The 24,675-nt window shown below is 43.9% G+C and carries 16 protein-coding genes and 1 pseudogene; 12 read left to right on the top strand and 5 right to left on the bottom strand.

Going from position 1 to position 24,675, the window contains the following annotated elements:
* The first annotated feature begins 6 nt into the window (after positions 1–6).
* From HFV01_RS30120 to HFV01_RS03510, 4 genes and pseudogenes are all read left to right on the top strand, one after another.
* Positions 7–132: a hypothetical protein gene (locus HFV01_RS30120; protein ID WP_006668533.1), complete on the top strand. Its 126-nt coding sequence runs from the start codon at positions 7–9 to the stop codon at positions 130–132.
* Positions 133–326: 194 nt separating this feature from the next.
* Positions 327–1,178 (top strand): M48 family metallopeptidase, encoded by an 852-nt coding sequence (locus HFV01_RS03495; RefSeq protein WP_193520837.1) that lies wholly within the window; start codon positions 327–329, stop codon positions 1,176–1,178.
* Positions 1,179–1,341: 163 nt separating this feature from the next.
* A pseudogene (locus HFV01_RS30125) lies at positions 1,342–2,529 on the top strand (sensor histidine kinase).
* Complete coding sequence (locus HFV01_RS03510; protein WP_193520839.1) at positions 2,468–5,125, top strand: PAS domain S-box protein; 2,658 nt, start codon at positions 2,468–2,470, stop codon at positions 5,123–5,125. The pseudogene HFV01_RS30125 and the gene HFV01_RS03510 overlap by 62 nt, the downstream one beginning before the upstream one ends.
* A 70-nt stretch (positions 5,126–5,195) precedes the next feature.
* On the opposite strand, the gene moeB is transcribed toward HFV01_RS03510, so the two are convergent.
* On the bottom strand, positions 5,196–6,368 hold the full coding sequence (gene moeB, locus HFV01_RS03515; RefSeq protein ID WP_006623740.1) for a molybdopterin-synthase adenylyltransferase MoeB: 1,173 nt from the start codon (positions 6,366–6,368) through the stop codon (positions 5,196–5,198).
* A 148-nt stretch (positions 6,369–6,516) separates the two neighbouring features.
* Here moeB and sbcD point away from each other — a divergent pair, with 148 nt between their 5' ends.
* From sbcD to HFV01_RS03530, 3 genes are all read left to right on the top strand, one after another.
* Positions 6,517–7,746 carry an exonuclease subunit SbcD gene (gene sbcD / locus HFV01_RS03520; RefSeq protein ID WP_006623742.1) on the top strand — a complete coding sequence of 410 codons (1,230 nt, stop codon included), beginning with the start codon at positions 6,517–6,519 and terminating at the stop codon, positions 7,744–7,746.
* 67 nt (positions 7,747–7,813) lie between these two features.
* Positions 7,814–9,874, top strand: coding sequence for a thioredoxin domain-containing protein (locus HFV01_RS03525; protein WP_006668527.1), 2,061 nt, complete (start codon positions 7,814–7,816; stop codon positions 9,872–9,874).
* 463 nt (positions 9,875–10,337) lie between these two features.
* Entirely contained in the window at positions 10,338–12,257 is a 1,920-nt protein-coding gene (locus tag HFV01_RS03530) for a GTPase family protein (protein ID WP_187757766.1), read from the top strand.
* 697 nt (positions 12,258–12,954) lie between these two features.
* Here HFV01_RS03530 and HFV01_RS03535 read toward each other — a convergent pair.
* Positions 12,955–13,827, bottom strand: coding sequence for an alpha/beta fold hydrolase (locus HFV01_RS03535; protein WP_006623746.1), 873 nt, complete (start codon positions 13,825–13,827; stop codon positions 12,955–12,957).
* A gap of 7 nt (positions 13,828–13,834) precedes the next feature.
* The gene (locus HFV01_RS03540) at positions 13,835–14,422 is read right to left on the bottom strand and encodes a hypothetical protein (RefSeq protein WP_223064657.1); all 588 of its coding nucleotides are present in this window, start codon (positions 14,420–14,422) and stop codon (positions 13,835–13,837) included.
* A 97-nt stretch (positions 14,423–14,519) separates the two neighbouring features.
* On the opposite strand from HFV01_RS03540, the gene rdgB reads away from it, so the two are divergent.
* The gene (gene rdgB / locus HFV01_RS03545; RefSeq protein ID WP_006668525.1) at positions 14,520–15,101 is read left to right on the top strand and encodes an RdgB/HAM1 family non-canonical purine NTP pyrophosphatase; all 582 of its coding nucleotides are present in this window, start codon (positions 14,520–14,522) and stop codon (positions 15,099–15,101) included.
* A gap of 114 nt (positions 15,102–15,215) precedes the next feature.
* Here the strand turns inward: rdgB and HFV01_RS03550 are convergent, their stop codons facing one another.
* Complete coding sequence (locus HFV01_RS03550) at positions 15,216–15,554, bottom strand: P-II family nitrogen regulator (protein ID WP_006616905.1); 339 nt, start codon at positions 15,552–15,554, stop codon at positions 15,216–15,218.
* A gap of 425 nt (positions 15,555–15,979) precedes the next feature.
* Between HFV01_RS03550 and ilvB the strand changes: the two genes are divergently transcribed.
* Complete coding sequence (gene ilvB, locus HFV01_RS03555; protein ID WP_006623751.1) at positions 15,980–17,818, top strand: biosynthetic-type acetolactate synthase large subunit; 1,839 nt, start codon at positions 15,980–15,982, stop codon at positions 17,816–17,818.
* Positions 17,819–17,954: 136 nt separating this feature from the next.
* Here ilvB and HFV01_RS03560 read toward each other — a convergent pair whose 3' ends face one another.
* Positions 17,955–19,640 carry a hypothetical protein gene (locus HFV01_RS03560; protein WP_035759187.1) on the bottom strand — a complete coding sequence of 562 codons (1,686 nt, stop codon included), beginning with the start codon at positions 19,638–19,640 and terminating at the stop codon, positions 17,955–17,957.
* Positions 19,641–19,972: 332 nt separating this feature from the next.
* On the opposite strand from HFV01_RS03560, the gene glmM reads away from it, so the two are divergent.
* The 3 genes from glmM (at position 19,973) to hpsO (ending at position 24,669) form a co-directional block, all read left to right on the top strand.
* Positions 19,973–21,436, top strand: a complete 1,464-nt coding sequence (glmM, locus tag HFV01_RS03565; protein ID WP_006668522.1) for a phosphoglucosamine mutase — start codon at positions 19,973–19,975, stop codon at positions 21,434–21,436.
* 156 nt (positions 21,437–21,592) lie between these two features.
* Complete coding sequence (gene hpsL, locus HFV01_RS03570) at positions 21,593–23,221, top strand: hormogonium polysaccharide biosynthesis protein HpsL (RefSeq protein ID WP_006623754.1); 1,629 nt, start codon at positions 21,593–21,595, stop codon at positions 23,219–23,221.
* 284 nt (positions 23,222–23,505) lie between these two features.
* Positions 23,506–24,669, top strand: a complete 1,164-nt coding sequence (hpsO, locus tag HFV01_RS03575; protein ID WP_193520840.1) for a hormogonium polysaccharide biosynthesis glycosyltransferase HpsO — start codon at positions 23,506–23,508, stop codon at positions 24,667–24,669.
* The last annotated feature ends 6 nt before the right edge of the window (positions 24,670–24,675 follow it).

Genomic DNA, 24,675 nt, shown 5'->3' on the forward strand with positions numbered 1-24,675 from the left:
TTGGGAATGGCAACTTTTTTAAGTGATTGTGAGTCTCAAATACGGGTAGAATATAGTTATGGTATCACACCCTGTGTAGTAGGGGCGATCGCTGTTTTCCACAGCCAATCTGCACCTAAGCGCGTCAATTAGATGATTGACCACCAAACCAGGGAGAAAGCCAAGGATTAAAAATGCGAACAGTAACATTAAGGAGGAACACACATTTTTTTCCTGAATTGTAGACGTTCACCCGAACTATTAAATAGTGCAACCATACCCTTTCAGCCTTTGGGATTCCTCGTAATGTTCTAGCCTGGCTTTTCCACCTTAACAACTGTTTAATTATGTTTAAAAACTACCTGCCACAACTCCGAAAAAATACCCGTCGCTTGCTGTATCCAATGCTATCAGTAACGGTGGTCTGTGGGATTTTATTAAGTTCTATATCCGCTACCCAAGCGATTTCTATCCCGGAGTTGATTTTTAGAGGAATTCAAGTTATCCAGCTTTCTACTATTTCCGATCGCCAAGAAGTCAATATTGGTAAACAGATCAATGATCAGATGGTAGGTCGCGAGTTTCGTTTGCATCGTAACCGCGATTTAACTATGTATGTTAACCAAATTGGTCAGCGACTGGCACAAACTAGCGATCGCCCTAATATTCCCTATACTTTCCAAGTAGTTGATGATTCCCGGATTAATGCTTTTGCTACTATGGGGGGATTTGTTTATATCCATACAGGTTTAATTAACGCCGCCGATAATGAAGCACAACTGGCTAGTGTAATTGCTCATGAAATTGGGCATATTGTCGGTCGTCATGCTATTCAACAAATGCGAGAAATGGCGATCGCTCAAGGTGTGGCTTCGGCGGCTGGACTTGATACTAATAGGGCGGTACAAATTGGGGTAGAATTAGCCCTAAGACGGCCGAATAGTCGCAGTGCAGAATTTGAAGCAGATGAACTGGGAATCATTAATTTGGGTAGGGCTGGATATGCTCAACAAGCAGCTCTAGACTTTATGACCAAACTTCTAAGTAGCAGTTCTCCTCCCACATTTTTAAGCACTCACCCCGCCACCCGCGATCGCATTGAAGCCATGAGACGGCATATTGATCCACAACTAGCAGGACAAAACGGAGGGATGAATAATGAAAGATACAGACAAATAGTCACACAACTGCTATCTTAGTTGAGAAGCGGTGGGAGAATTTGGCTCCCGGTTAAACTCTTCCCTTTGGTGAGGGGAGGGTTTATTATTATATGTGGTATGATTATGGGCGGTAGTCCCCAACCGACCGGCAACAGTTACCAGATAATTTCTGGAAAGTCCCCTATTGTTTTAATCGAATTTTGTGAACAGCTTAGAGCCAGAAAAAGGTAGCATTTTAATAGTTGACGATACACCTGATAATTTGCGGGTATTGTCGGCAACTCTTGGCGATCGCGATTATGATGTACAATGTGCGATTAACGGCAAATTAGCACTAATGGCAGTTGCCAACCAACCGCCGGATCTCGTGTTGCTAGATATTAAAATGCCGGAAATGGACGGTTATCAGGTCTGTGAAGCCTTAAAATCTCAACAGAAAACGGCTGAGATACCTGTAATTTTTCTGAGTGCTTTGGATGATGTTATCGATAAGGTGAAAGCCTTTGCGGTGGGGGGAGTGGACTATATCACCAAACCTTTTCAAGTTGAGGAAGTTTTGGCGCGGGTTGAACATCAACTGACCATTAGAAGACTACAGAAACAATTACAAAATCAAAACTTTCGTTGACAGCAGTTGAACGAAGATCTGAAACGTTCTAACCAAGAACTGGAACAATTTGCTTATATTGTTTCCCACGACCTACAACAACCACTACAGACCATTACCGGGTTTGCGGAATTGATGCTGACCCTGAAATCGCAAATTAACCTGGAGGAGGAAGCAGAAGAATATGTGCTGCCGATTTTAGATGAGGGAATGCGACTACAGCAATTAATTAAAAATCTGCTACACTATAGCCGGGTGGGAACGAAACAAGCTGCTTTTGAGGCGATCGACTGTAATATTATATTAGAGGAAACTCTGAGTAACCTAAGTTTAGCGATTCAGGAAAGTGGGGCGATTATTACCTCAGAGAAACTCCCAATGGTATTTGGCGATCGCCTTCAGTTAGGACAGCTATTTCAAAATTTGATTGCTAATGCAGTTAAATATCACCGTCCTGGTATACCCCCCCAAATCACGGTTTCTGTGATGCCGAAAAATCAAAATTGGCAATTTGGTATTCATGATAATGGGATTGGTATTCCGGCGGATAAAACCCAGATAATTTTTCAGATTTTCCAACGACTACATACCCAGCAGGAATACCCAGGAAATGGTATCGGTTTAGCGATTTGTCGGAAAATTATTGATCGCCATCGAGGGGATATTTGGGTAGAGTCTGATCTGGGTTTAGCCACCAGTTTCTACTTTACTTTACCGATATATGAATCACAATCACCGTCAATTACACCAGAAATTACAACAGCTAGAAACCGCCCTAGCTGAGAGTCAAAATCGCCTGCGAGATTTATTTCATTTAGCCCCCATTGGGATTGCGGAAATCTCAACGGAGGGCTATTTTTTAGAGGTAAATACGGCTTTTTGTCGGTGGGTGGGCTACTCCCAAGCGGATTTAATTAACTTGGATTTTAATGAAATTACCCACCCGGAAGATGGGGATATTTGTCGGCAAAAATTTGAGCAATTAATTACCCAACAAATTGATGAATACACCCTCGAAAAACGCTACCGTCATCGAGACGGACATTGGGTTTATGGGATTGTTACTTGTTATCTGCGTTTGGATGTCAAGGGAAATCCTCTCTGTGCGATCGCTCAAATTATTGATATTACCCAACGCAAACGTTCCGAACAAGAAATTCGCGAAAAAGAGGAGTATTTACGTCTACTTCTGGATAATATCCCCCAACAAGTATTTTGGAAAGATACTAATTTAGTATTTCGAGGTTGTAACCGAAATTGGGCGATCGCCGCCGGACTCGATAGTTCAGAATCAGTAGTCGGAAAGACAGATTTTGATTTATTTGCAGATGCTAATATTGCCGAGTTTTACCGGGAAAAAGATACACAGGTTTTGGAGTCTCGCACCCCGGAAATGAATGTGGTAGCCCCTAAACAAAAGCTGGGACCGGGAGGGCGGCGAATTTGGCTAGATGTTAGCAGAATTCCTATGTTAGATTCCCAGGGTAATGTGTTGGGAATTTTGGGGGTTTTAGAAGATATTACCGAAAGTAAGGAAATCGACGAAAAGCTGCGTTTAACTCAATTTTCGATTGATAAATCTAGGGATTATGTCTTATTTAGTGATATTAATGGCAGGTTTTTTTATGTGAATGAAGCGGCTTGTCAAATTCTGGGATATTCTCAAGAGGAATTACTGACCATGGAAGTGGGAGATATAGATCCCCTCGCTTCCCCTGGTGGTTGGTCAATTTCTTGGGATGATTTGCGAGACCAAGGTTCATTTACTTTTGAATCAACTCATTATACTAAAACTGGTCAGGCGATCGCTGTGGAAATTACCCTGAGTCATTTAGAATATAATCACCGGGAATATGGCTGCGCTGTAGTCCGAGATATTCGCGATCGCAAACAAACTGAAATAGCCCTTCAACAAGCCAAGGAAGCCGCCGAAACCGCTAGTCGGGCTAAAAGTGAATTTCTCGCCCGCATGAGTCATGAATTACGCACACCACTTAATGCTATTCTGGGATTTACTCAATTAATGGAAAGGGAATTATATCATAATCCTAATATTCCTCTATTTGACCATAAAGAACATTTAGAAATTATCGGTCGCAGTGGTGAACATCTCTTAGAGTTGATTAATGATGTTTTGGAGATGTCGAAAATTGAGGCGGGTAGAGTTTCTCTGAATCCCACGAATTTTAATTTAATCTCCTTACTTAATTCCCTGCGAGAAATGCTAGAATTGCCAGCCTCCTCGAAAAAATTAACCCTGGATTTTGCCATTGATGATCAGATCCCGACTTATATTTATGCCGATGAACAAAAACTGCGTCAATGCTTAATTAATTTGCTGGGAAATGCCATTAAATTTACTGTGAAAGGTGGGGTGATTTTGCGGGTGAAATTGGGTAAATTTAACCATGATTTTGGGCAACTATGGTTTGAAGTTGAGGATACCGGACCCGGTATTGACCCCTCGGAAATGGATTTACTCTTTGAACCGTTTTCGCAAACAGAAACTGGTCGTAATTCTCAACAGGGGACGGGTTTGGGACTCTCGATAACTCAAAAGTTTATTGGTTTAATGGGTGGGGAGATTCAAGTTAGCAGCGAGAGAGGAAAAGGCACAATTTTTCGGTTTGATATTCAAGTGACTATGGCTGAGGCGGCGACTAGAAACTCCGAAAAATCTCCAGGGAGGGCGATCGCTTTAGCAGAAAATCAGCCGGAATATCGGATTTTGGTGGTTGATGATAACTGGACTAACCGCAAATTAGTGGTCAAATTATTGAACCCCTTGGGTTTCCATGTCCGAGAGGCGGAAAATGGTCAGGAGGCGATCGCTATTTGGGAGGAATGGAAGCCCCATCTCATTTTTATGGATATGCGAATGCCAGTTATGGATGGCTATGAAGCCACTCAGCTAATTAAACGCCACCTCAAGGGTCAAGCTACTGTAATTATTGCCCTAACCGCCAGCGCCCTCCAACAAGAAAAATCTATTGTTTTATCGGCTGGGTGTGATGATTTTGTCCGCAAACCTTTCCGGGTAGACCAGCTATTACAAACTATCGTTAAACATCTCGGAGTCCGTTTTATCTATGAACAAAATCAATCCCAATTAGCCGAAAATCTGGCTATTTCTGAATCCCAAAACTCAGCCAATCGCAATTATAACACATCTGTTGATACAACGGAAATCAATCTTTCCGTAATGCCGGAACCGTGGCTAAAAGAATTACATCAAGCTGCCACTAAACTAAACGGTCGCTTAATTGCTGATACTATTGCGAAAATTCCTGGTCAATATAAACCCCTAGCTGATTATCTTAGCAAATTAGCTAATGATTTCCGCTATGATATTTTAATTGATTTAACCAAGCCCAAGTAGGGTGCGTCCGACGGATTAATCATCATGAATAATATAGAATAATCCCACTGACGCACCATTTTACACCCTGTTAGTATTGTGGAACCGAAGGATCAACCTCTTTACTCCAGGCAGTAATTCCGCCTTTAACATTAATCCCCTCAATACCAGCTTCCTTGAGAATGCCTAAAGCCTTAGCCGATCGCCCTCCCATTTTACAATGTGCAATTAGACGATTACCATTGAGAATTTCTTTAACCTGTTCAACCCCTTTACCCTGTTCAATGTCGGGTAGAGGAATTAAAACAGAACCCGGAATTTTGGCGATTTCGTACTCATTAGGGTTGCGAACATCAATCAACACAAAATCATCCGCACCACTGTCAATCAGAGATTTTAATTCCGTCACCGTCATTTCCGCGAGAGATCCGGCTGCTTGTGCTTCCTGCTGTTTAGCTTGGGGAATGCCGCAGAATTGTTCGTAGTCGATGAGTTTTTCAATCACCGGACGTTCAGGATTAGGCCGTAATCTCAATTCCCGGAAACTCATATCTAGGGAATTGTAAAGCAGTAAGCGACCGCTAAGAGTCCGTCCCTGTCCCAAAATAATTTTAATGGTTTCAGTGGCTTGAATAACGCCAATCATGCCTGGTAGAATCCCTAAAACTCCACCTTCAGCGCAGGAAGGAACCATCCCAGGGGGTGGGGGTTCGGGATATAGGTCGCGATAGTTGGGTCCGCCTTCATAATTGAAAACGGTAGCCTGACCCTCAAATCGGAAAATAGACCCGTAGACGTTGGGTTTATTTAACAAAACACAAGCATCATTGACCAGATAACGGGTGGGGAAGTTATCGGTGCCATCTACGACGACATCATAGGATCTAATAATATCCAGGGCATTTTCGGAACTGAGGCGGATATTGTATAACTCTACCTGGCAGTTAGGATTAATTTCGAGAATCCGATTTTTGGCAGATTCTATTTTAGGTTTTCCCACCCAGGAGGTCCCGTGAATGATTTGGCGTTGGAGATTGGAATTGTCTACAATATCAAAATCGACAATCCCAATGCGACCAATCCCTGCTGCAGTTAGGTATAATAGCAGAGGTGAACCGAGTCCACCTGTGCCAATACAGAGGACGCTGGCCGCTTTCAGACGCTTTTGACCCTCTAACCCGACTTCTGGTAAAATCAGGTGACGGGAGTAGCGTTCGTATTCGTCTGGCTGTAACTGGATTTCATCCAAATTCGGATTTAACATGGCAAGGTCTGGCAAGGGAATATGCAACCGTTCTCAAAAACCTACAATACCACAAAGTTTCTGGAAAACGACAAGCCCTTCAACCCCAATCTTTGGTACACTACTCAGTTAACAGTAACCTGCCATTGATACATTGGGCGAGAATTTGATGATTAAAGTCCTGCATCTTTCGGATATCCATTTGGGTAGTGGTTTTTCCCAAGGACGGATCAACCCGGAAACTGGCTTAAATACTCGTCTGGAAGATTTTACCAGAACTTTGGGGCGATGTATAGATCGGGCGATCGCAGAACCTGTGGATTTGGTTTTGTTTGGGGGGGATGCTTTCCCTGATTCTACCCCGCCACCATTTGTTAAGCAGGCTTTCGCTCAGGAATTTCGCCGCCTGGTAGATGCGGAAATTCCCACGGTGTTACTGGTGGGGAATCATGACCAACATTCCCAAGGACAGGGGGGGGCGAGTTTGGGGATTTATCGGACTCTGGGAGTGCCGGGGTTTGTGGTGGGCGATCGCTTAGAAACCCATCCCATTCCAACTCGCCACGGTTTAGTTCAGGTGATTACTATCCCCTGGTTGACCCGTTCAACCCTACTGACTCGACCGGACACTGAGGGGCTGTCTTTGGAGGCGGTTAATAAATTACTCATCGATCGCCTAACGGTAGCCCTAGAGGGAGAAATTCGACGGCTTGATCCGGATATTCCCACGGTATTGTTAGGACATTTAATGGTCGATCGCGCTAGTTTCGGGGCTGAGAGGTTTCTGGCGGTGGGGAAAGGTTTTAATCTTCCCTTGGGGTTGTTGACTCGTCCTCAGTTTGATTATGTGGCTTTGGGTCACGTTCACAAACACCAAAATCTTAATCCTACTAATAACCCTCCGGTGGTGTATCCGGGGAGCATAGAAAGGGTGGATTTTTCAGAGGAAAAAGAAGACAAGGGGTTTGTGTTGGTGAATTTGGCGAAGAATCAAACAACTTGGGAATTTTGCCCTTTACCAGTGCGCTCATTTTGTACAATTAGGGTGGATATTTCCCAGCAAGATGACCCCCTAACCGCATTGCTGGGGGCGATCGCTAAGAAAAACATTGATCAGGCTGTGGTGCGACTACTGTATCAGTTGCGACCAGATCAATTAGATGCGATCGATATGCCGAAACTGCACGCCGCCCTCAGTGCAGCCCATAGTTATACTATCCAACCGGAATTAATTAGTCAACTAGCCCGCCCTCGTGTCCCTCAATTGGCTGCGGGAAGTGCGATCGACCCCCTAGAAGCCCTAAAAACCTATTTGGATAACCACGACCATTTAAAGGGTTTACAGCAGGATATGATCGAGGCGGCTAGGGCTTTATTAGCTGAGAATACCGCCGAGTAAATTTAAACGCTATACTGAAAACTAATTATCCCAACATAGTCAATAGCACTAGAACTTATCTAATATTATGAGCAATCGTCTAGCCCAATCATCAAGCCTTTATCTCCGCAAACACGCAGATAATCCCATTGACTGGTGGCCTTGGTGCGATGAAGCCTTAGAAAAATCTCGAACTGAAGATAAGCCCATATTTCTGTCTATTGGCTACTCAAGTTGTCACTGGTGTACAGTTATGGAGGGGGAAGCGTTTTCTGATGCGGCGATCGCTGAATATATGAACGCTAATTTTATCCCCATCAAAGTCGATCGCGAAGAACGTCCAGAAATCGATAGCATTTATATGCAAGCCCTACAAATGATGACTGGTCAAGGAGGCTGGCCGTTAAATGTATTTCTCACCCCAGGCGATCGGATCCCCTTTTATGGTGGGACTTATTTTCCCATTGAACCTCGCTACGGAAGGCCGGGGTTTTTGGATTTATTGAAAGCCATTCACAACTTTTACCAGACTGACAAAAATAAACTCGAAACTGTCACCGAGGAAATTCTGACCCAACTGCGACAGTCTATGATTTTACCACCCTCGGAATTAACCGAAGATTTACTGAAACAAGGACTAGAAACTAACACGGGAGTAGTTGGTCGTAATAACTACGGCGGTCCTCGGTTTCCGATGATTCCTTATGCGGATATGGCTTGGCGGGGAACTCGCTTAATTTCTTCACCTAAAGTAGATGGTAAAGCAGCCTGTTTGCAACGGGGAAAAGACTTAGTGACTGGAGGAATTTATGACCATGTGGCGGGAGGCTTTCATCGTTACACGGTTGACCCGACCTGGACAGTTCCTCACTTCGAGAAAATGCTTTATGATAACGGTCAAATTCTTGAGTTTTTGGCAGACCTATGGTCTGATGGCGAGAAACAACCTGCTTATCAAAGGGCGATTAATGGTACAGTGGAATGGCTGAAACGGGAAATGACTGCACCGGAGGGCTATTTCTACGCGGCACAAGATGCTGATAGTTTTGTCACCTCCCAGGATAAAGAACCGGAAGAAGGTGCGTTTTATGTATGGACTAACCAAGAGTTAGAAACTTTCCTGAGTCCGGCAGAATTTGGGGAGTTACAAGCACAATTTACGGTGACAAAATCTGGTAATTTTGAAGGTAAAACGGTATTGCAGCGCTGGAATTGTGATGAGTTAGAGCCTTTGATAGAAACTGCTTTGGCTAAACTATTCGCAGTCCGTTATGGTGCGCCACCAGCGGAGGTTACAACTTTCCCGGTGGCTGAGAATAATCAGGCGGCTAAAGAAAGGGACTGGCCGGGTCGTATTCCGGCGGTTACTGATACTAAGATGATTGTAGCATGGAATGCTCTGATGATTTCGGGGTTGGCGAAAGCGGCGCGGGTTTTGGATAATTCCGAATATTTGGAATTGGCGACTAAGGCGGCAAAATTTGTCCTAGAACATCAGTGGGTTGATGACCGTTTTCACCGGGTTAATTATGACGGCAAGGTGGCGGTATTATCGCAGTCGGAAGATTATGCTTTATTTATCAAAGCGTTAATTGATCTACATCAAGCTAGTTTGCAACATCCGGAATTGGCAGATTTTTGGCTGACAAATGCTGTCAAAGTTCAGAATGAGTTTGACCAGTATCTCTGGAGTGTGGAATTGGGGGGCTACTTTAATACAGCCCTTGATGATGCTGAAACTTTGCTAATTCGTGAACGTAGTTATATGGATAATGCTACTCCGGCGGCGAATGGGGTGGCGATCGCTAATTTGGTGCGCCTATTTCTGTTAACAGAAGACCTCAACTATTTGGATCGCGCCCTCCAGGCTTTGGAAGCCTTTGCTAGTGTTATGCGCCAGTCTCCACAAGCCTGTCCGAGTCTGTTTGTGGCTTTTGATTGGTATTGTAATAATACTTTGGTTCGCACTAATTATGAGCAAATCGCTAAGTTAAACAAGCAGTATCTACCTACTGCTGTTTTTAAACTTGATCAAAATTTGCCTCCCGGTGCGATCGCCCTCGTTTGTCAGGGTCTCAAATGCAAAAAACCCGCCCAAGATGAGGCGGAAATGCTAACTCAATTGCACGAAAGTCTTACCCGTACATAATACCTCAAAATAGGCTTGGGATTAATTCCCAAGCCTACATACACCCTCACCCATACCCTCACCCAACAGTTGGCGCTATCGTCCCCAAATAGTTAAGTTTTGCTAATACATACGGCTAGAGAGTTTTGTTATTTTCAACGACATTAAGAATTAATAAGAATTTATTGCCAATTATTCTCAAATTATTGACGAGTTTATAGGGGTTCTGGTAGACTGTAATTAATGTTACCCAAGGGTTTATTGTGCCTAAATGCCAAAAACAGGGTCTATAACCCTTGTCATATAAGGATTTAGCATAATTCGCCGTCTCAAACTTGCCTCTGGCGATGCACGAATTTTCCCGAAAAAATGGACAGCCCCCAATAGGCATCTTGACAAAAGAGACATTTTGTGAATACCATCGCCCACCAGTTCCAGACAATAGGCAGAAATATGAGCTGATCAAGACTAGGAAAATGGAGAAATGGTACACTTAAAGCCTTGGCAATGGGCAATTATAGTCAGTCCGATCGCGATCATAGTTGGATTTTTATTAATCTCAGCGGGGTGGCAAATTCATAGCTGGGGTATTAACTGGATCTGGGGAATTGTCACGCTGCTATTATTGGGGTGGCGATGGTTATTAGTAAGGTGGACAAAGCCAGTTCTTGCCCAGATAGAAGCGGCTCGTGACGAAGCAGCCGCCAAGTTTGAATTAACGGAAGAAATGGCAGCAGCCACGGGAGGGAGTGAAGCGATCGCCCAGGTAGAAAAAGCGGTACAAGACATCCTGATACAATCGCGAAATGATCCGCCATTTTGGTTAGACTGGGGGCAATTTTGGGAACGCTGTAAACAGCTAGTAATTGTGATTGCTAATATATATCATCCCGAGGTAAAATATCCCCTACTTGATATTTATGTACCCCAGGCTTATGGATTAATTCGGGGAACAGTAGATGATTTAGATCGGTGGATGCAAGAACTATCCCCAGTGCTAAATAAAGTAACGGTAGGACAAGCCTATCAAGCCTATGAAGTTTACCAGAAATTAGAACCCTCAGCCCGGAAATTATGGCAGGTCTGGAGTTGGGCTTCATGGATACTTAATCCGGTATCGGCGGCGGCGAGGTTAGCGAGTCAGAAACCGAGCAATAAAGCGACTCAAGAACTATTAGTTAATTTAGGTCAAATGATGCGAGAGGTAGCCCTACAAAACCTCTCCCGACAAGCGATCGCCCTTTATGGCGGCGAACAAATTCCCCTGACGGCGTTAACTGTTACCGAGGAAAATTTACCCCAGGCGCAAACCCAAACTTTACAGGAGATTATCTCCCAGGCTGACCCTCCCGAAAAGGTGGAACAAAAACCGGTTAGCATTCTGTTAGTAGGACGCACTGGGTCAGGAAAAAGCAGCTTAATTAATACGCTATTTCAAGCTAACCTCGCGGAAGTTGATGTTCTTCCCAGCACCGATCGCATTAAAAATTATCACTGGAGTACACCGACAGGAGAATCCCTAAATTTGTGGGATACTCCCGGTTATGAACAAGTGAAACGAGAAGACCTGCGGGAGTTGGTGGTTAGTGAAGCCCAAACAGCAGATTTGCTATTATTAGTCACACCCGCCCTCGATCCAGCCTTACAAATGGATCGGGATTTTTTGCAGGATATGCGTGTGGAAGTTCCTGACCTGAAAGCGATCGCTATTGTCACCCAAGTTGACCGTCTGCGTCCGGTCAGAGAATGGGAACCTCCCTATAATTGGGAAACCGGAAATAGACCGAAAGAAAAAGCTATTCGGGAGGCGACAGAATATCGTCACCAACAGTTAGGAGAATTTTGCGATCTGGTTTTACCCCTAGTTACCAGTGATTCCTCAACTCAGAGAAATCCTTGGAATGCTGAGGTTTTATCCAACCATTTAGTGGAAGCAGTCGGACCGACCAAACAATTAAGATTAGCCCGATTTTTACGAGAGCAAAAATCCCGCACTCTCGCCGCCGCTAAAATTATTGACCGCTATACCCGGCAAATGGCAACCACCCAAGGGTTAACAGCCTTATTAAAAAGTCCTGTCCTCAAATTTATCTCTACCCTCACCACCGGAAACCCTACCCTCGCCTATCTGTTGGCTGAACAAATACCCATAGAGCAACTTCCGGTGGCGATCGGTAAATTGCAGATGGGTTATGATCTGTTTTGTCTCCTCACTAGCGATCGCACTAAATCCCCTAATTTTGACCTTCTCGCCCTCTGGCCGCTACTTTTAAATAACCCCGATCCACCTGACCATAATGCTTGGGCTTTCGGACACGCTTTAGTTGAATACTGGACCCAAAATCTCACCGTTCAACAACTCGAAAAGCGATTTGATTACTATTTCCAATTAAAGAAAACCTAAGACACACCTGCCCCGCCTTACCATCTCCTTGTAATTAATAATTAACAATTAACAATTAATAATTAATAATTAATGACCGGGTGGCGGGTTTATTCATCTTCTGGTCGGGAAATGTAATTAACAATTAACAATTAATAATTAATAATTAATAATTAATAATTAATGACCGGGTGGGGCGGGTTTATTCATCTTCTGGTCGGGAAATGTAATTAACAATTAACAATTAATAATTAATAATTAATAATTAATGACCGGGTGGGGCGGGTTTATTCATCTTCTGGTCGGGAAATGTAATTAACAATTAACAATTAATAATTAATAATTAATAATTAATAATTAATGACCGGGTGGGGCGGGTTTATTCATCTTCTGGTCGGGAAATGTAATTAACAATTAATAATTAATAATTAATAATTAATAATTAATGACCGGGTGGGGCGGGTTTATTCATCTTCTGGTCGGGAAATGTAATTGACAATTAACAATTAATAATTAATAATTAATAATTAATAATTAATGACCGGGTGGGGCGGGTTTATTCATCTTCTGGTCGGGAAATGTAATTAACAATTAACAATTAACAATTAACAATTAATAATTAATAATTAATAATTAATAATTAATGACCGGGTGGGGCGGGTTTATTCATCTTCTGGTCGGGAAATGTAATTGACAGCAGAACCCGCCCCTACAATTGTTAATTATCAATTAAAAATTCTTGAATAATTTTAAGGTAATTTGTAGGGTCTTCTAACATGGGGAAATGGGCAGTATTTGGTAAAATATTAAGCTGAACGTTAGGATTGAGAGTAGCCGCTTGTTTAGCCATTTCCATAGGGATAATTTGGTCATATTCCCCAGCTACCAAGAGGGTAGGAACTGTTAACTTTTTAAATTCTTCGGGAAACCATTGGGTAGCTTCTTTGCTAACGGATGTTAAAACAGTACCATAGGCGGCGGCAAAATCTGCTAATAAGAAATCCTCTAAAAATTCTCGGCTGACCTGACTAGGTAGGGGATGATGCAGAAATCTCGCCATAAATATTTGATGAATTAAAGGCAGTTTTGCCATCCATTTAGGGCGAAACATGACTACATAGCGACTGAATTTATGGAAAGTAGTAAAAGATTGTTCATCATATTCAAAAATGCCACTACAGGTTAAGATAGCCCGAACTACCATGGACGGATAAAGATTCATAAAAATGGCAGCCACGGAAGCCCCCATAGAGTGAGCGTTAATATAGACTTTGGGAATATTTAAAGCCTGTAAAAGGGCGGCTAAATCCTGAGCATATTCGGTTAATTCATAACCTCGATCGCTATCATTTACAGCCGGGCGATTAGACCGACCAAAACCGCGCATATCATAAAGTAAACAATGAAAGCGATCGCCCAAAGCCATAGCGGTACTTTCCCAATAGCGACCCGACCCACCCCAACCATGAATAAACACCATAACCGGCTTATAAGTTTCCCCATGGTAGGGAGTTCCCACCCATTGATAATAGTGTTCTACGCCATTAATAGTAATATAAGAACTCTCGGTCTGCTGAGTTAAATTAATCATCAAGCTATCAATTTGGTAATTTGCCAAGTTTTTTTAATATAGCAAATATTGCCTCAGATGCCATCATAGGAGAAGCTGTTTTTAAGCCAACTAACCCAGTTTCCAGCCACCAGCCCCAGGTCTGGTGAGGAAATCGCCACAAGTCCAAATGTTCTACAGGCGGGTCAGCATAGAAACCACCATCACCCGCACCTAATAGCCCAGAACTCCAGTGAGTAAAGCGATCGTGACTGATACGGTAAAAGGGAAAATTCCCGACCCGACCAACACCCCAACCATCGATCGCAATTAATCCCCTCACCTGACCCCCTGATTGTTGCCATCTGTAAGCGCCTACCATAGCAGCCACCACACCCGCACTAAAACCAATAAATATCAATGGTGTGCTATGGCGCGCGCCAAGATTAGCCTGTAAAAACTCCCCCAGGGCTCGCGGTGAGAGAGGGGAAGATAGATCAGCCGGAAACACCAACAGCCCATTATCCCCCCAGTCTACTCCCAATCTATCCAAAAACTGAGCCGTAAAATGGGGCGGGTGAAATCCTGGACAGATAACAGTAGTTATAGTTGTTGAATTGTCAATTTCCGTAGACAAAACAATTAAACCCCTCAGCACCTCAGAAATTAATTATCAATATATATTAACCGTCTGGGGTGATTTATGCTAATCAAGCAGATTTCAGGTGCATGATATGACCAAACTATTAGTAGTGGCAACCGGAAACCCTGGTAAGTTAAATGAAATGCAGGCTTATCTAGGTGGTATCGATGTCAAATTGCAGCTTAAGCCGGATAATTTGGAGGTTGAAGAGACCGGAAAGACATTTTTGGAGAATGCCTGCCTAAAAGCCAGTGAAGTGGCAAAGGCGACGGGAGAATGGGCGATCGCAGATGATTCAGGACTAGCCGTAGATGCCCTAGGGGGAATGCCAGGAGTATATTCAGCCCGGTATGCGTCCACCGATAGCGATCGCATTAGTAAATTACTCAAAGAACTGGAAACCGCGGCCGACCGTAGCGCTCAATTTATTTGTGCGATCGCCATATCTCGTCCTGATGGTTCTATTGTCCAACAAGTCCAAGGAATATGTCCAGGAGTGATTGCCCAAACCCCCCAAGGTCAAGGAGGCTTTGGCTACGACCCCATTTTTTATGTTCCTGAGCAGCAAATGACCTTTGCCGAAATGTCTCCAGAACTCAAGCGAAAAATCTCCCACCGAGGAAAAGCCTTTGACCTATTACTTCCCCAACTGAGTGCCCTTCTCAAGGGATAGTCAACCCGGCCACTGATCGACATAGCGATCGTCTCAAGGCGTGGATAAGAAACTCCCACCACTACTTCCCCAGGTGGGAGAGGCTTCATGGCGGGGAATAATCGCGGAAAGCGTTTAAATTGCTTCTAGGTTCTTTTCTCCTGTGCGGATACGAATAATTTGCTCAACTGGAGAGACAAATATTTTACCGTCTCCAATTTCACCTGTACGAGAGGCCGATACGATTTTCTCTACAACCATATCAACGTGCTCATCTTCGACCACAATTTCCACCTTGAGTTTTTGTAGGAACTCAACTGTATATTCCGAACCCCGATAACGCTCAGTCTGACCCTTCTGGCGGCCAAACCCGCGAACTTCCGAAACTGTCATTCCAACAATGCCAGCATTGACCAGGGCAATCTTGACTTCATCAAGTTTAAATGGCCGAATAATGGCTTCTATCTTTTTCAAGGTTTTCACTCCTAACGCTTACTGTTTGACAATCCTACACTTGGCAGTTGGGTTTACTGCCTGCTGATCAGGTCTTCCAGGCAATCGGTCGAACTTTGTTTGAGATCAGCTCACCAGCTATCTAAGATACTACCAGTTCGATGCAAATCTCCCCAGGGAGTAGACATTCGACCCCGATTTATTCAGCCATACATAGCCCAAACCATTTGATATCACTATCAAAGCCCCGCAATTGGTAAATCGTGATACAATTGCAGGAAAGCCTCGACCCCCTAACCCTATCGGAGCCAACCGTTAGGCTTAATAGTGGTGGCTGAACAATGTAAAATCTTGTTAAAACCCTAACCGTCCAGTCCCCTTAAACAAAATCCTTATCTAAAATAGAGGTTTTAACTCAACAATATAGTTAAATTAGAGGAGCGATCGTGCAACTTCAAACTAAAATTGCTGCCAAGCGTGCAACAGGTGCGTTTGCGCTCATTGATAGTCTTAAACGTCATGGCGTACAGCACATTTTTGGCTATCCTGGTGGAGCCATTCTCCCCATTTATGATGAACTGTATCGAGCCGAAGCCGAGGGCGATATACAGCATATCCTAGTTCGCCATGAACAGGGGGCATCCCACGCGGCGGATGGGTATGCCAGAGCTACCGGACGAGTGGGAGTGTGCTTTGGTACATCAGGACCAGGAGCCACTAACCTAGTGACTGGCATTGCCACCGCCCACATGGACTCTATACCAATGGTAATCATTACCGGACAGGTAGCGCGCCCCGCCATTGGTACGGATGCCTTCCAGGAAACAGATATTTTCGGCATTACCCTACCGATAGTCAAACATTCCTATGTGGTTCGTGAACCGGGTGACATGGCTCGCATTGTCGCAGAAGCCTTCCATATTGCCAGCACAGGCCGTCCCGGTCCGGTACTCATAGACGTTCCCAAAGACGTAGGTTTGGAAGAATTTGACTATATTCCCGTTAATCCAGGAGAGGTTTCTCTACCTGGCTATCGTCCCACGGTTAAAGGCAATGTTCGCCAAATCAACCAAGCCATTAAACTTATAGAAGAAGCAGAACGTCCCCTGATGTATGTCGGTGGTGGGGCGATTTCGGCCGGAGCCCATGCAGAAATTGCGGAATTGGCAGAGCTTTTTCAGATTCCGGTAACTACCACATTAATGGGGAAAGGATCTTTTGATGAAAAGCATCCCCTATCTGTGGGAATGTTGGGGATGCACGGAACAGCCTATGCTAACTTTGCTGTTAGTGAATGTGATTTGCTCATAGCTGTCGGGGCTAGGTTTGACGATCGCGTTACCGGGAAACTTGATGAATTTGCATCTAGGGCGAAGGTGATTCATATTGACATTGACCCGGCGGAAGTTGGTAAAAACCGGACCCCGGAAGTGCCAATTGTCGGAGATGTTCGCCAGGTGTTGATAGACCTGTTGCGCCGCTGCCGAGAAATTGGAGATGTCGGGAACGATAATCAAACTCAATCGTGGTTAGAGCGGATTAACCGTTGGCGGGAAGATTATCCTCTGGTGGTTCCCTCTTATTCTGATAGCCTCTCTCCCCAAGAGGTGATCGCAGAATTAGGAAAAATGGCACCGGATGCGTACTATACCACGGATGTGGGTCAGCACCAAATGTGGGCGGCTCAATTTTTGAAAAATGGCCCCCGTCAGTGGATATCTAGCGCTGGGTTAGGAACTATGGGCTATGGTATCCCGTCGGCTATGGGAGCTAAAGTGGCTTTGAGCGATCGCGAGGTGATTTGTATTGCTGGGGATGCCAGTGTGCAAATGAACATCCAAGAACTCGGAACCATAGCACAATATGGCATAAATGTCAAGACCGTAATTATTAATAACGGTTGGCAAGGTATGGTCCGCCAGTGGCAACAAGCCTTTTATGGTGAGCGTTATTCGGCTTCTAACATGGAAATCGGAATGCCAGATTTTGAAATGTTAGCACGTTCCTATGGCGTAAAAGGCATGGTCGTTAAGAGTCGTGACGAATTACACCAAGCACTAGCAGAAATGTTGGCTTATGATGGTCCTGTGCTGATGGATGTTCATGTTACCAAGGATGAAAATTGTTATCCTATGGTAGCACCAGGAAGGAGTAATGCTCAGATGATAGGATTACCTGAACGCCGCCAGTTAGAAAAAGCGGTTGAGTTAATCTATTGCAGTAATTGTGGCGCGAAAAATGTCGCGAGTAACAATTTCTGTCCTGAGTGCGGCACTAAACTATAAACACTCCTCTATTACCTGTCAGACATCAGCAATGATTCGGTGGTGCTTTGATTAGTCGATAAGTAGAGACAGGGTTGGTCTTGTCTCTACTGTGTCAATTCTCGATGAGGGGTTATGCTGACACCTAGCAGTCAAATTAATAGGGAGAAGCGGTTAACCTCCCGTCGGAATAGAAAATCAGATGGTCAGCCAAATCTGGATTTTTTAAGAGTAGCTGATATTGGGTGGGTGCAAACTTAATCACTTCGTAATCAAGAGTTTTTAAGGAATTTTTCGGCCAGGGTAAAAAGGAAGTTTCCGGGTTAGACAAGTTGAATTGATAAATCTCTGGGGTATCTTGTCTAATTAAAATTGTATCGTCCAATTCCCGTAAATTATGGTGCATGACTGTCTGAATGTTATTGGTGGTAAATTGTACCCTTTCAAAGGGTCCGTCACCGGGTTCGCGATTAAATGCGATCGCATATTTTTCACCTCCCCCAAATAGATACAAACCCTGTATTAAACCGGTCCGATAAATATAAGCACCCCGATAATTATCAGGAATAGCAGTAATAATAGCGGGGAGATTAGGGTGATCTTGTAACATTCCCAAAAGAATATTTTGAGAAATGGAACCAGCCACCCGCCAATTTTGGTTCAAAGATTGAACAGTTAACCCAAAAATCAACAGTAAAATTGAGGAAACCACCAAAATCAGCCGGATATTCATACACAAACACGCTAGGACTACGGCTAGATAAATTGACGCAAACCCAGAACCGAAATAGAGGTATCTTTCCCCTTGGGTATCTGTAATTGACACAAACACATTAATAGCAGGTAAAACCGCGACAAAAAAACTACCTGCTAAAAACAGCAGTAAAGGCGGGATACTTGGGTCGGGAGTGCGGCTTTTAAACAGTAAAGAAGTACAAGCCAAGGACAGGAGAACAATTAGCCAAAAAATCGATAACCACAGACTAAAACTAGAGTTAAAAATAGGGGGAAGAAAAGTTCTCGTTGGGTAGATAATCAAATTTTGGGCAATATGACCGAAATCAAACCTTAAATGAATATCCTCGCCGTATCCCCCTACCAGTGTACCAATTTTGATAACTCTCCAGATAAAATAAACCGCCAAAACTGCCAAATATGGAATAATTAAGCCTAGTCTTTTTTTCCACAATTTACCATCTTGTTTATGGGTAAAATAATGGTAAATTTCAAACAAAATAATCAACCCAGGAAAGGTGACGAGAGATTCCTTGGATAACACTGCCATAAAAAATAGGAGCAGGGATAATATATAAGGATATTTATATCGGGAATTTCTGCCGATTAAATAAGCGATAAAAGCGACAAACCCAAAAAAGCTAGAGATGACATCTGTGCGCGCGGAAATCCAGGAAACTGCTTCGGTGTGACTAGGAAGTAGTAAAAATACAAACCCGGAAATATAGGGTAAAACTATTTTATAGTGGCGACGAATGGGAAAATTCCGAACTAATAAACTAGCAATCCAACCTACTGCTAAAGCATTGCTGAGATGGAATCCCAAATTAGTTAAATGATAACCGAGGGGATAGTTACCCCAAATTTGATAATCTAGGAAACTGATTAAACTCAGAACCGGACGAAAAAACAAGGATTGACCATGTTGTTGATTGACCCACAATCCCCAAGGGCCGACCTGTTGAAAGATGGCAATTAAAACTAAATCATCTGACAGAAAAAATGAGTTAATAATAGGATAATAACAAACTATTCCGGCTAGAGCGATAATCACAACTAATATAGCCGGATAAATAATCAGCGATCGCCCTTGATTAATTTTGAACATTAAACTTAACTTTTCCCCAAATGATGAATTGAATATGCTCTCAGTATCAGTCTCGACCCCAGAGGCTGTCAAGGGATTGAGAATAACATAAAATCCTATCAATCCTATCAGTTGACCCTTAAATCTAGGAACCAAATAACCCCTAACTACGTCTAGCTAGGTCATGGCCATAATGATTAGCTGAGTGCTAATGAAAGGCGATCGCAAAACTTAAAATACCCTCATACCCTCCCAGACATCAACTCAAGACTTGAATTGTAGATCAAGGTTCCTCAGTTCCGGACGTGCTATCCTCCTCTGTGAGTGTGTGAACATCGAGAGGAGTGAATAACATGGTATCAACACCAGTCCCTTCCCAGAACATCAAACTATCCCGCCCAGTAGCAAATGCAGTCAACCCCGCCAAAACCCGTCCCGCATTTGGGGGGGAACTTCCTAGTAGTCCCCTATTTGGTACAGACGGCATTCGCGGGCGAGTCGGAGAACTTCTCAACGCGCCACTGGCGCTACAGGTAGGCTTTTGGGCCGGACAAATTCTCCGCCAGCAACAGGAAAATCTAGGGCCAGTCATCCTGGCACAAGATACCCGGATTTCGGGTAATATGTTAGCGATGGCCTTATCATCGGGGTTAACGGCAGCCGGACTAGAAGTATGGAATTTAGGAGTTTGTCCTACTCCGGGAGTAGCCTACCTCACCCAAACCTGTAAAGCTATGGGCGGGGTGATGATATCCGCCAGCCACAACCCCCCAGAAGATAACGGAATCAAATTTTTTGGCGCAGACGGCACAAAACTCTCCAGCGACCTCCAGAAGCAAATAGAAGCAGCCCTACGCGGGGCGGAAGCGTTCCCGGTTTATTCTGAGTCGTGTGGACAACATTACTACAGACCGGAATTAATCCAGAATTATGCTGATTCGCTATATGGTCCCCTGCTACCAACTACTAACCTACAGGGAATGCGGGTTGTGTTGGATCTGGCTTGGGGTGCGGCGGTAAATATTGCCCCCCAAGTATTTAGAGAAATGGGGGCGGAAGTAATTTGTTTACATGAGTCTCCCGACGGTCACAAAATTAATGTTAACTGTGGGTCTACGCACCTGGACCTACTCCGCCAAGCGGTTGTAGAACATCAAGCGGATTTAGGATTTGCTTTTGATGGGGACGCAGATCGGGTGTTAGCGGTCGATAGCCAGGGTCGTACCGTTGACGGGGACTATATCCTATACTTCTGGGGTCAGACCCTCAGAAACGCGGAGCAACTGCCCCAGGATTTGATTATTTCTACGGTTATGGCAAACTTGGGATTTGAGAGAGCCTGGGAAAAACTGGGAGGAAAAATGATCCGCACCCCGGTGGGAGATCAGCACGTCCACAGCGAAATGAAGCGCACGGGATCTATGTTGGGGGGTGAACAGTCGGGCCATATCCTTTGTCATCACTACAGCATCACAGGAGATGGTCTACTGACAGCATTACACCTAGCAGCTTTAGTGAAGCGATCGCAAAAATCGCTCAACCAACTGGTGGATGATAGTTTCCTCACCTATCCTCAACTGTTACGAAATGTCAGAGTTGAGAACCCGGACAGCCGCCGTAATTGGAAAAACTGCGAACCTCTACAAAATGCGATCGCTAATGCTGAAGCTGATATGGGGGATCAAGGTCGCATACTGGTGCGCGCTTCTGGTACTGAACCGCTGATCAGAGTTATGGTAGAAGCGGCTAACCCTAATCTGGTGCAATATTGGTGCGATCGCTTAGTGGGAGTGGTGCAACAATACTTAATTGCCTAATCTCTCCTCATGATGGGGATAACAGGGCGGATCAGATTCGGCAGTCCCCTAGTTGTTGGTATATAATTTGGATTAGCGTGACCAACCAAGGCGGTTTTTAGTCGGGGAGCAAGTTACAAATGCCTAGTTACTGCCCAACTTAGAATTGAACCCAAAATGGCATCTAAGACTAAATCTAAAAAAAAGAAGTCCCGGAAAAAAAACTCCAAACAACAGCAGAAAAAGCCGACCCTAACTAAAGCCCAACTTAAAGCTAAACAGCGCCAGTTTGCTAAAGACGTTAAAGCTGTTCTAGGCACTGTAATTCCCACTCTAATTGTTGGTGCGATCGTTGGGGTGGCTCTGTTTTTCGTCAAAGATGAAAAACTCGCCATTGCTGGTGGTGGTGGCATATTAGTCTTGGTTCTGTGCTATAAATACCCCCGCCATGGTCTGTGGGGTTTCCTAATCTATATGCCCTTCTCTGGAACTATTACTTACTGGATTGGGGGCGGAAATGTCATATTTCAGCTTGCCAAAGATGGCTTTTATTTTCCAGCCTTAGCTTCTATGTATAAAGACTGGAAAAGTAAAGGACTCCCTATCATTATTCCCAAGGCTATTAAACAACCTTTGCTCATTCTTTTGGGTTTTTGTATTCTCACCATCATTTGTGTGAATGGCTTGCAACAACTTGACCCCAGACCGGGCGATAAACCCATAGCTATGGGAATTTTGGGTTTAAAGGTATTTATGGGTTATATTCCACTAATGACCTGTGCCTACTACCACATTAGAGACAAAAAAGATTTGCTGTTTCTCACTCGCCTGACTCTAATACTGGCAATTATCTGTTGCCTTTTGGGGATGGTACAATACCAATTTCTTGCTAGTGGTCGCTGTCAAGGAACTGACCATCTGACAGGGGATGATCTGTTTCAAGCAACCATCGAGTATAAGTGTTTCGTAGGCGGTTCTTTAGTTTTTAGCCCCTCCCAAAATATGATCCGACTTCCGGGAACCTTTGTCGCTCCTTGGCAGTGGGCTTGGTTTTTAATTGCTAACGCATTTTTTACCTTTGCTACAGCCTTTAGTGATCCATCAGGGAAATGGCGTATAACCGGATTAATTGGCATGGCATTAGTATTTGTTAATGCTGTGATTTCTGGACAGCGTATTGCCTTAGCATTAGTGCCAGTCGTGACAATTATTCTACTGGTTCTCACTGGACAAATTGCTAATCTAAAGCGCTTTATTCCTATTGCTGGAGGTCTCGGATTACTTTTGAGTATAGTCATGATTACTAACCCAGAAGTAATTCAGGAAAGAGTTGATAGTTTTGTCAGTCGATGGAATGCTTCCCCCCCCACTGGCTTTATTTCTGACCAGTTTGATCACAGCAGTGGTGGACAACAGGGAATCTTTGGTAATGGTCTAGGACGGGCGACTAACTCGGCTCGTGTTTTTGGCAGAACTCGATTGATTGAAACTTACTATCCTAAACTCATTTATGAAATTGGACCTCTAGGGACTATCGCCTTTCTATTTTTTGTAACTGTGATTACTTTCACAGCTTTTAAAACTTACCGTTCCGTTAAAGACAAAAGTATCCGCAGTTTTGGGGCTTCTTTCTGGGTGTTTGTTTTGGTGATTAGTTACAACACCTATTATTATCCCCTCGATGTTGACCCGGTAGCGGTTTATTATTGGTACTTTGCTGGGGTTATCTATAAATTACCAGAAATTGATAAGCAAGAAATTAAACGACTCATAGAAGAAGGAGAATTAGATGAAGATGAAATCTAATATATAACAATCTTTTGATGAAAAACTTATCAAAAACTGGCAAGCATGATTAATAAATGCCTGGGAACACAGCCACAATTATTCCCCAAACACCTGGTGGTCTAGTTGGGTGTCTCCTGGTCTCTCAATTAGCTTTTTTGCCACAGTTAGGATAAACTATATTTATGGTATAGCACGGGTGAGCTGTTGATTAACTACGGCTTATTTAAGCCGTGGGAATATGCAATATCAATCATTAACCTTTACCCTCGACCTAATTAGCAAACAACAGGCAATTGATAGCCATGAAAATTATTGTCGCTAGTCACACTTATATTGTTGACCTCAACCGGGAGAAACTGCGGGTTTTAGCTAACCTTGAACCTGGTATTGAGGTGATCGTGGTTGTACCTCGTCTTTGGAACCCTGGCGGTGTCCAAAGTGAGCGGGTTAAATCTGAACCTGTGGATGAGGGGAATTTTCAGGTGGTTCCTATATCTAACCTCAGTCAAAATAACCAAGGTTTGCTCACTTTTGGTCTGGATCTAATTCCTCTGTTACAATCGTTTAAGCCTGATATTATCCAAGTAGAACAAGGGGCAAAAGCCTTAACATTTGCTGAATTTATTACTCTGAATAAACTGCTAGGAATAGGCGCTAAAAATGTGTTTTTTACCTGGTGGAATTTACCATATACTCTCAAATTTCCCGTGTCGCTACTGGAACAATATAACCTAGGTAACACTGATGGTATTATTGTAGGAAACCAGGATGGGGCGGAAATTTTGCGCGACCATGGATATCAAGGACCGATGGAGGTGATGCCCCAATTAGGAGTCGATGAAACCCTATTTAAACCGGAACCCCAACCAGAATTAAGGGCGGAACTAGGCATTGAACCCGATACGTTTGTGGTAGGGTTCGTTGGTCGGTTTGTGGAAGAAAAAGGACTCATCACCCTAGCTAAAGCATTAGCTCAGGTTAAACATCACCCTTGGAAATGGTTACTACTAGGGCGGGGAGAGTTGCGATCGCCACTTTTAGACCTAGCCCAAGAATTAGGCATTCAAGATAGGCTAATTATCGTTGAAAGTGTTGTCCATGACCGGGTTTGGCAATATATCAACGTCATGAATACCCTAGTTTTACCCTCAGAAACTACCTACAAATTTAAAACCCTAACTTCCGTGGGTTGGAAAGAACAATTTGGCCACGTTCTCATCGAAGCTATGGCTTGCCAAGTTCCCCTAATTGGTTCAGACTCTGGGGAAATTCCCTATGTAATTGACCAAGCTGGGTTAGTCTTCCCCGAAGGGAACCCCGAAGCCCTAGCCGACTGCCTCGAAAAGTTAATCAGTAACCCAGACCTTACCCAAGAGCTAGGTCAACGGGGATATGAGCGCGCCCAGTCCTGCTACACTAACCACGCCCTAGCCAAGCAACAGCTAGAATTCTATAAACAACTTTAACTCCAG

Source organism: Limnospira fusiformis SAG 85.79, assembly GCF_012516315.1.
Taxonomy (GTDB): Bacteria; Cyanobacteriota; Cyanobacteriia; order Cyanobacteriales; family Microcoleaceae; genus Limnospira; species Limnospira fusiformis.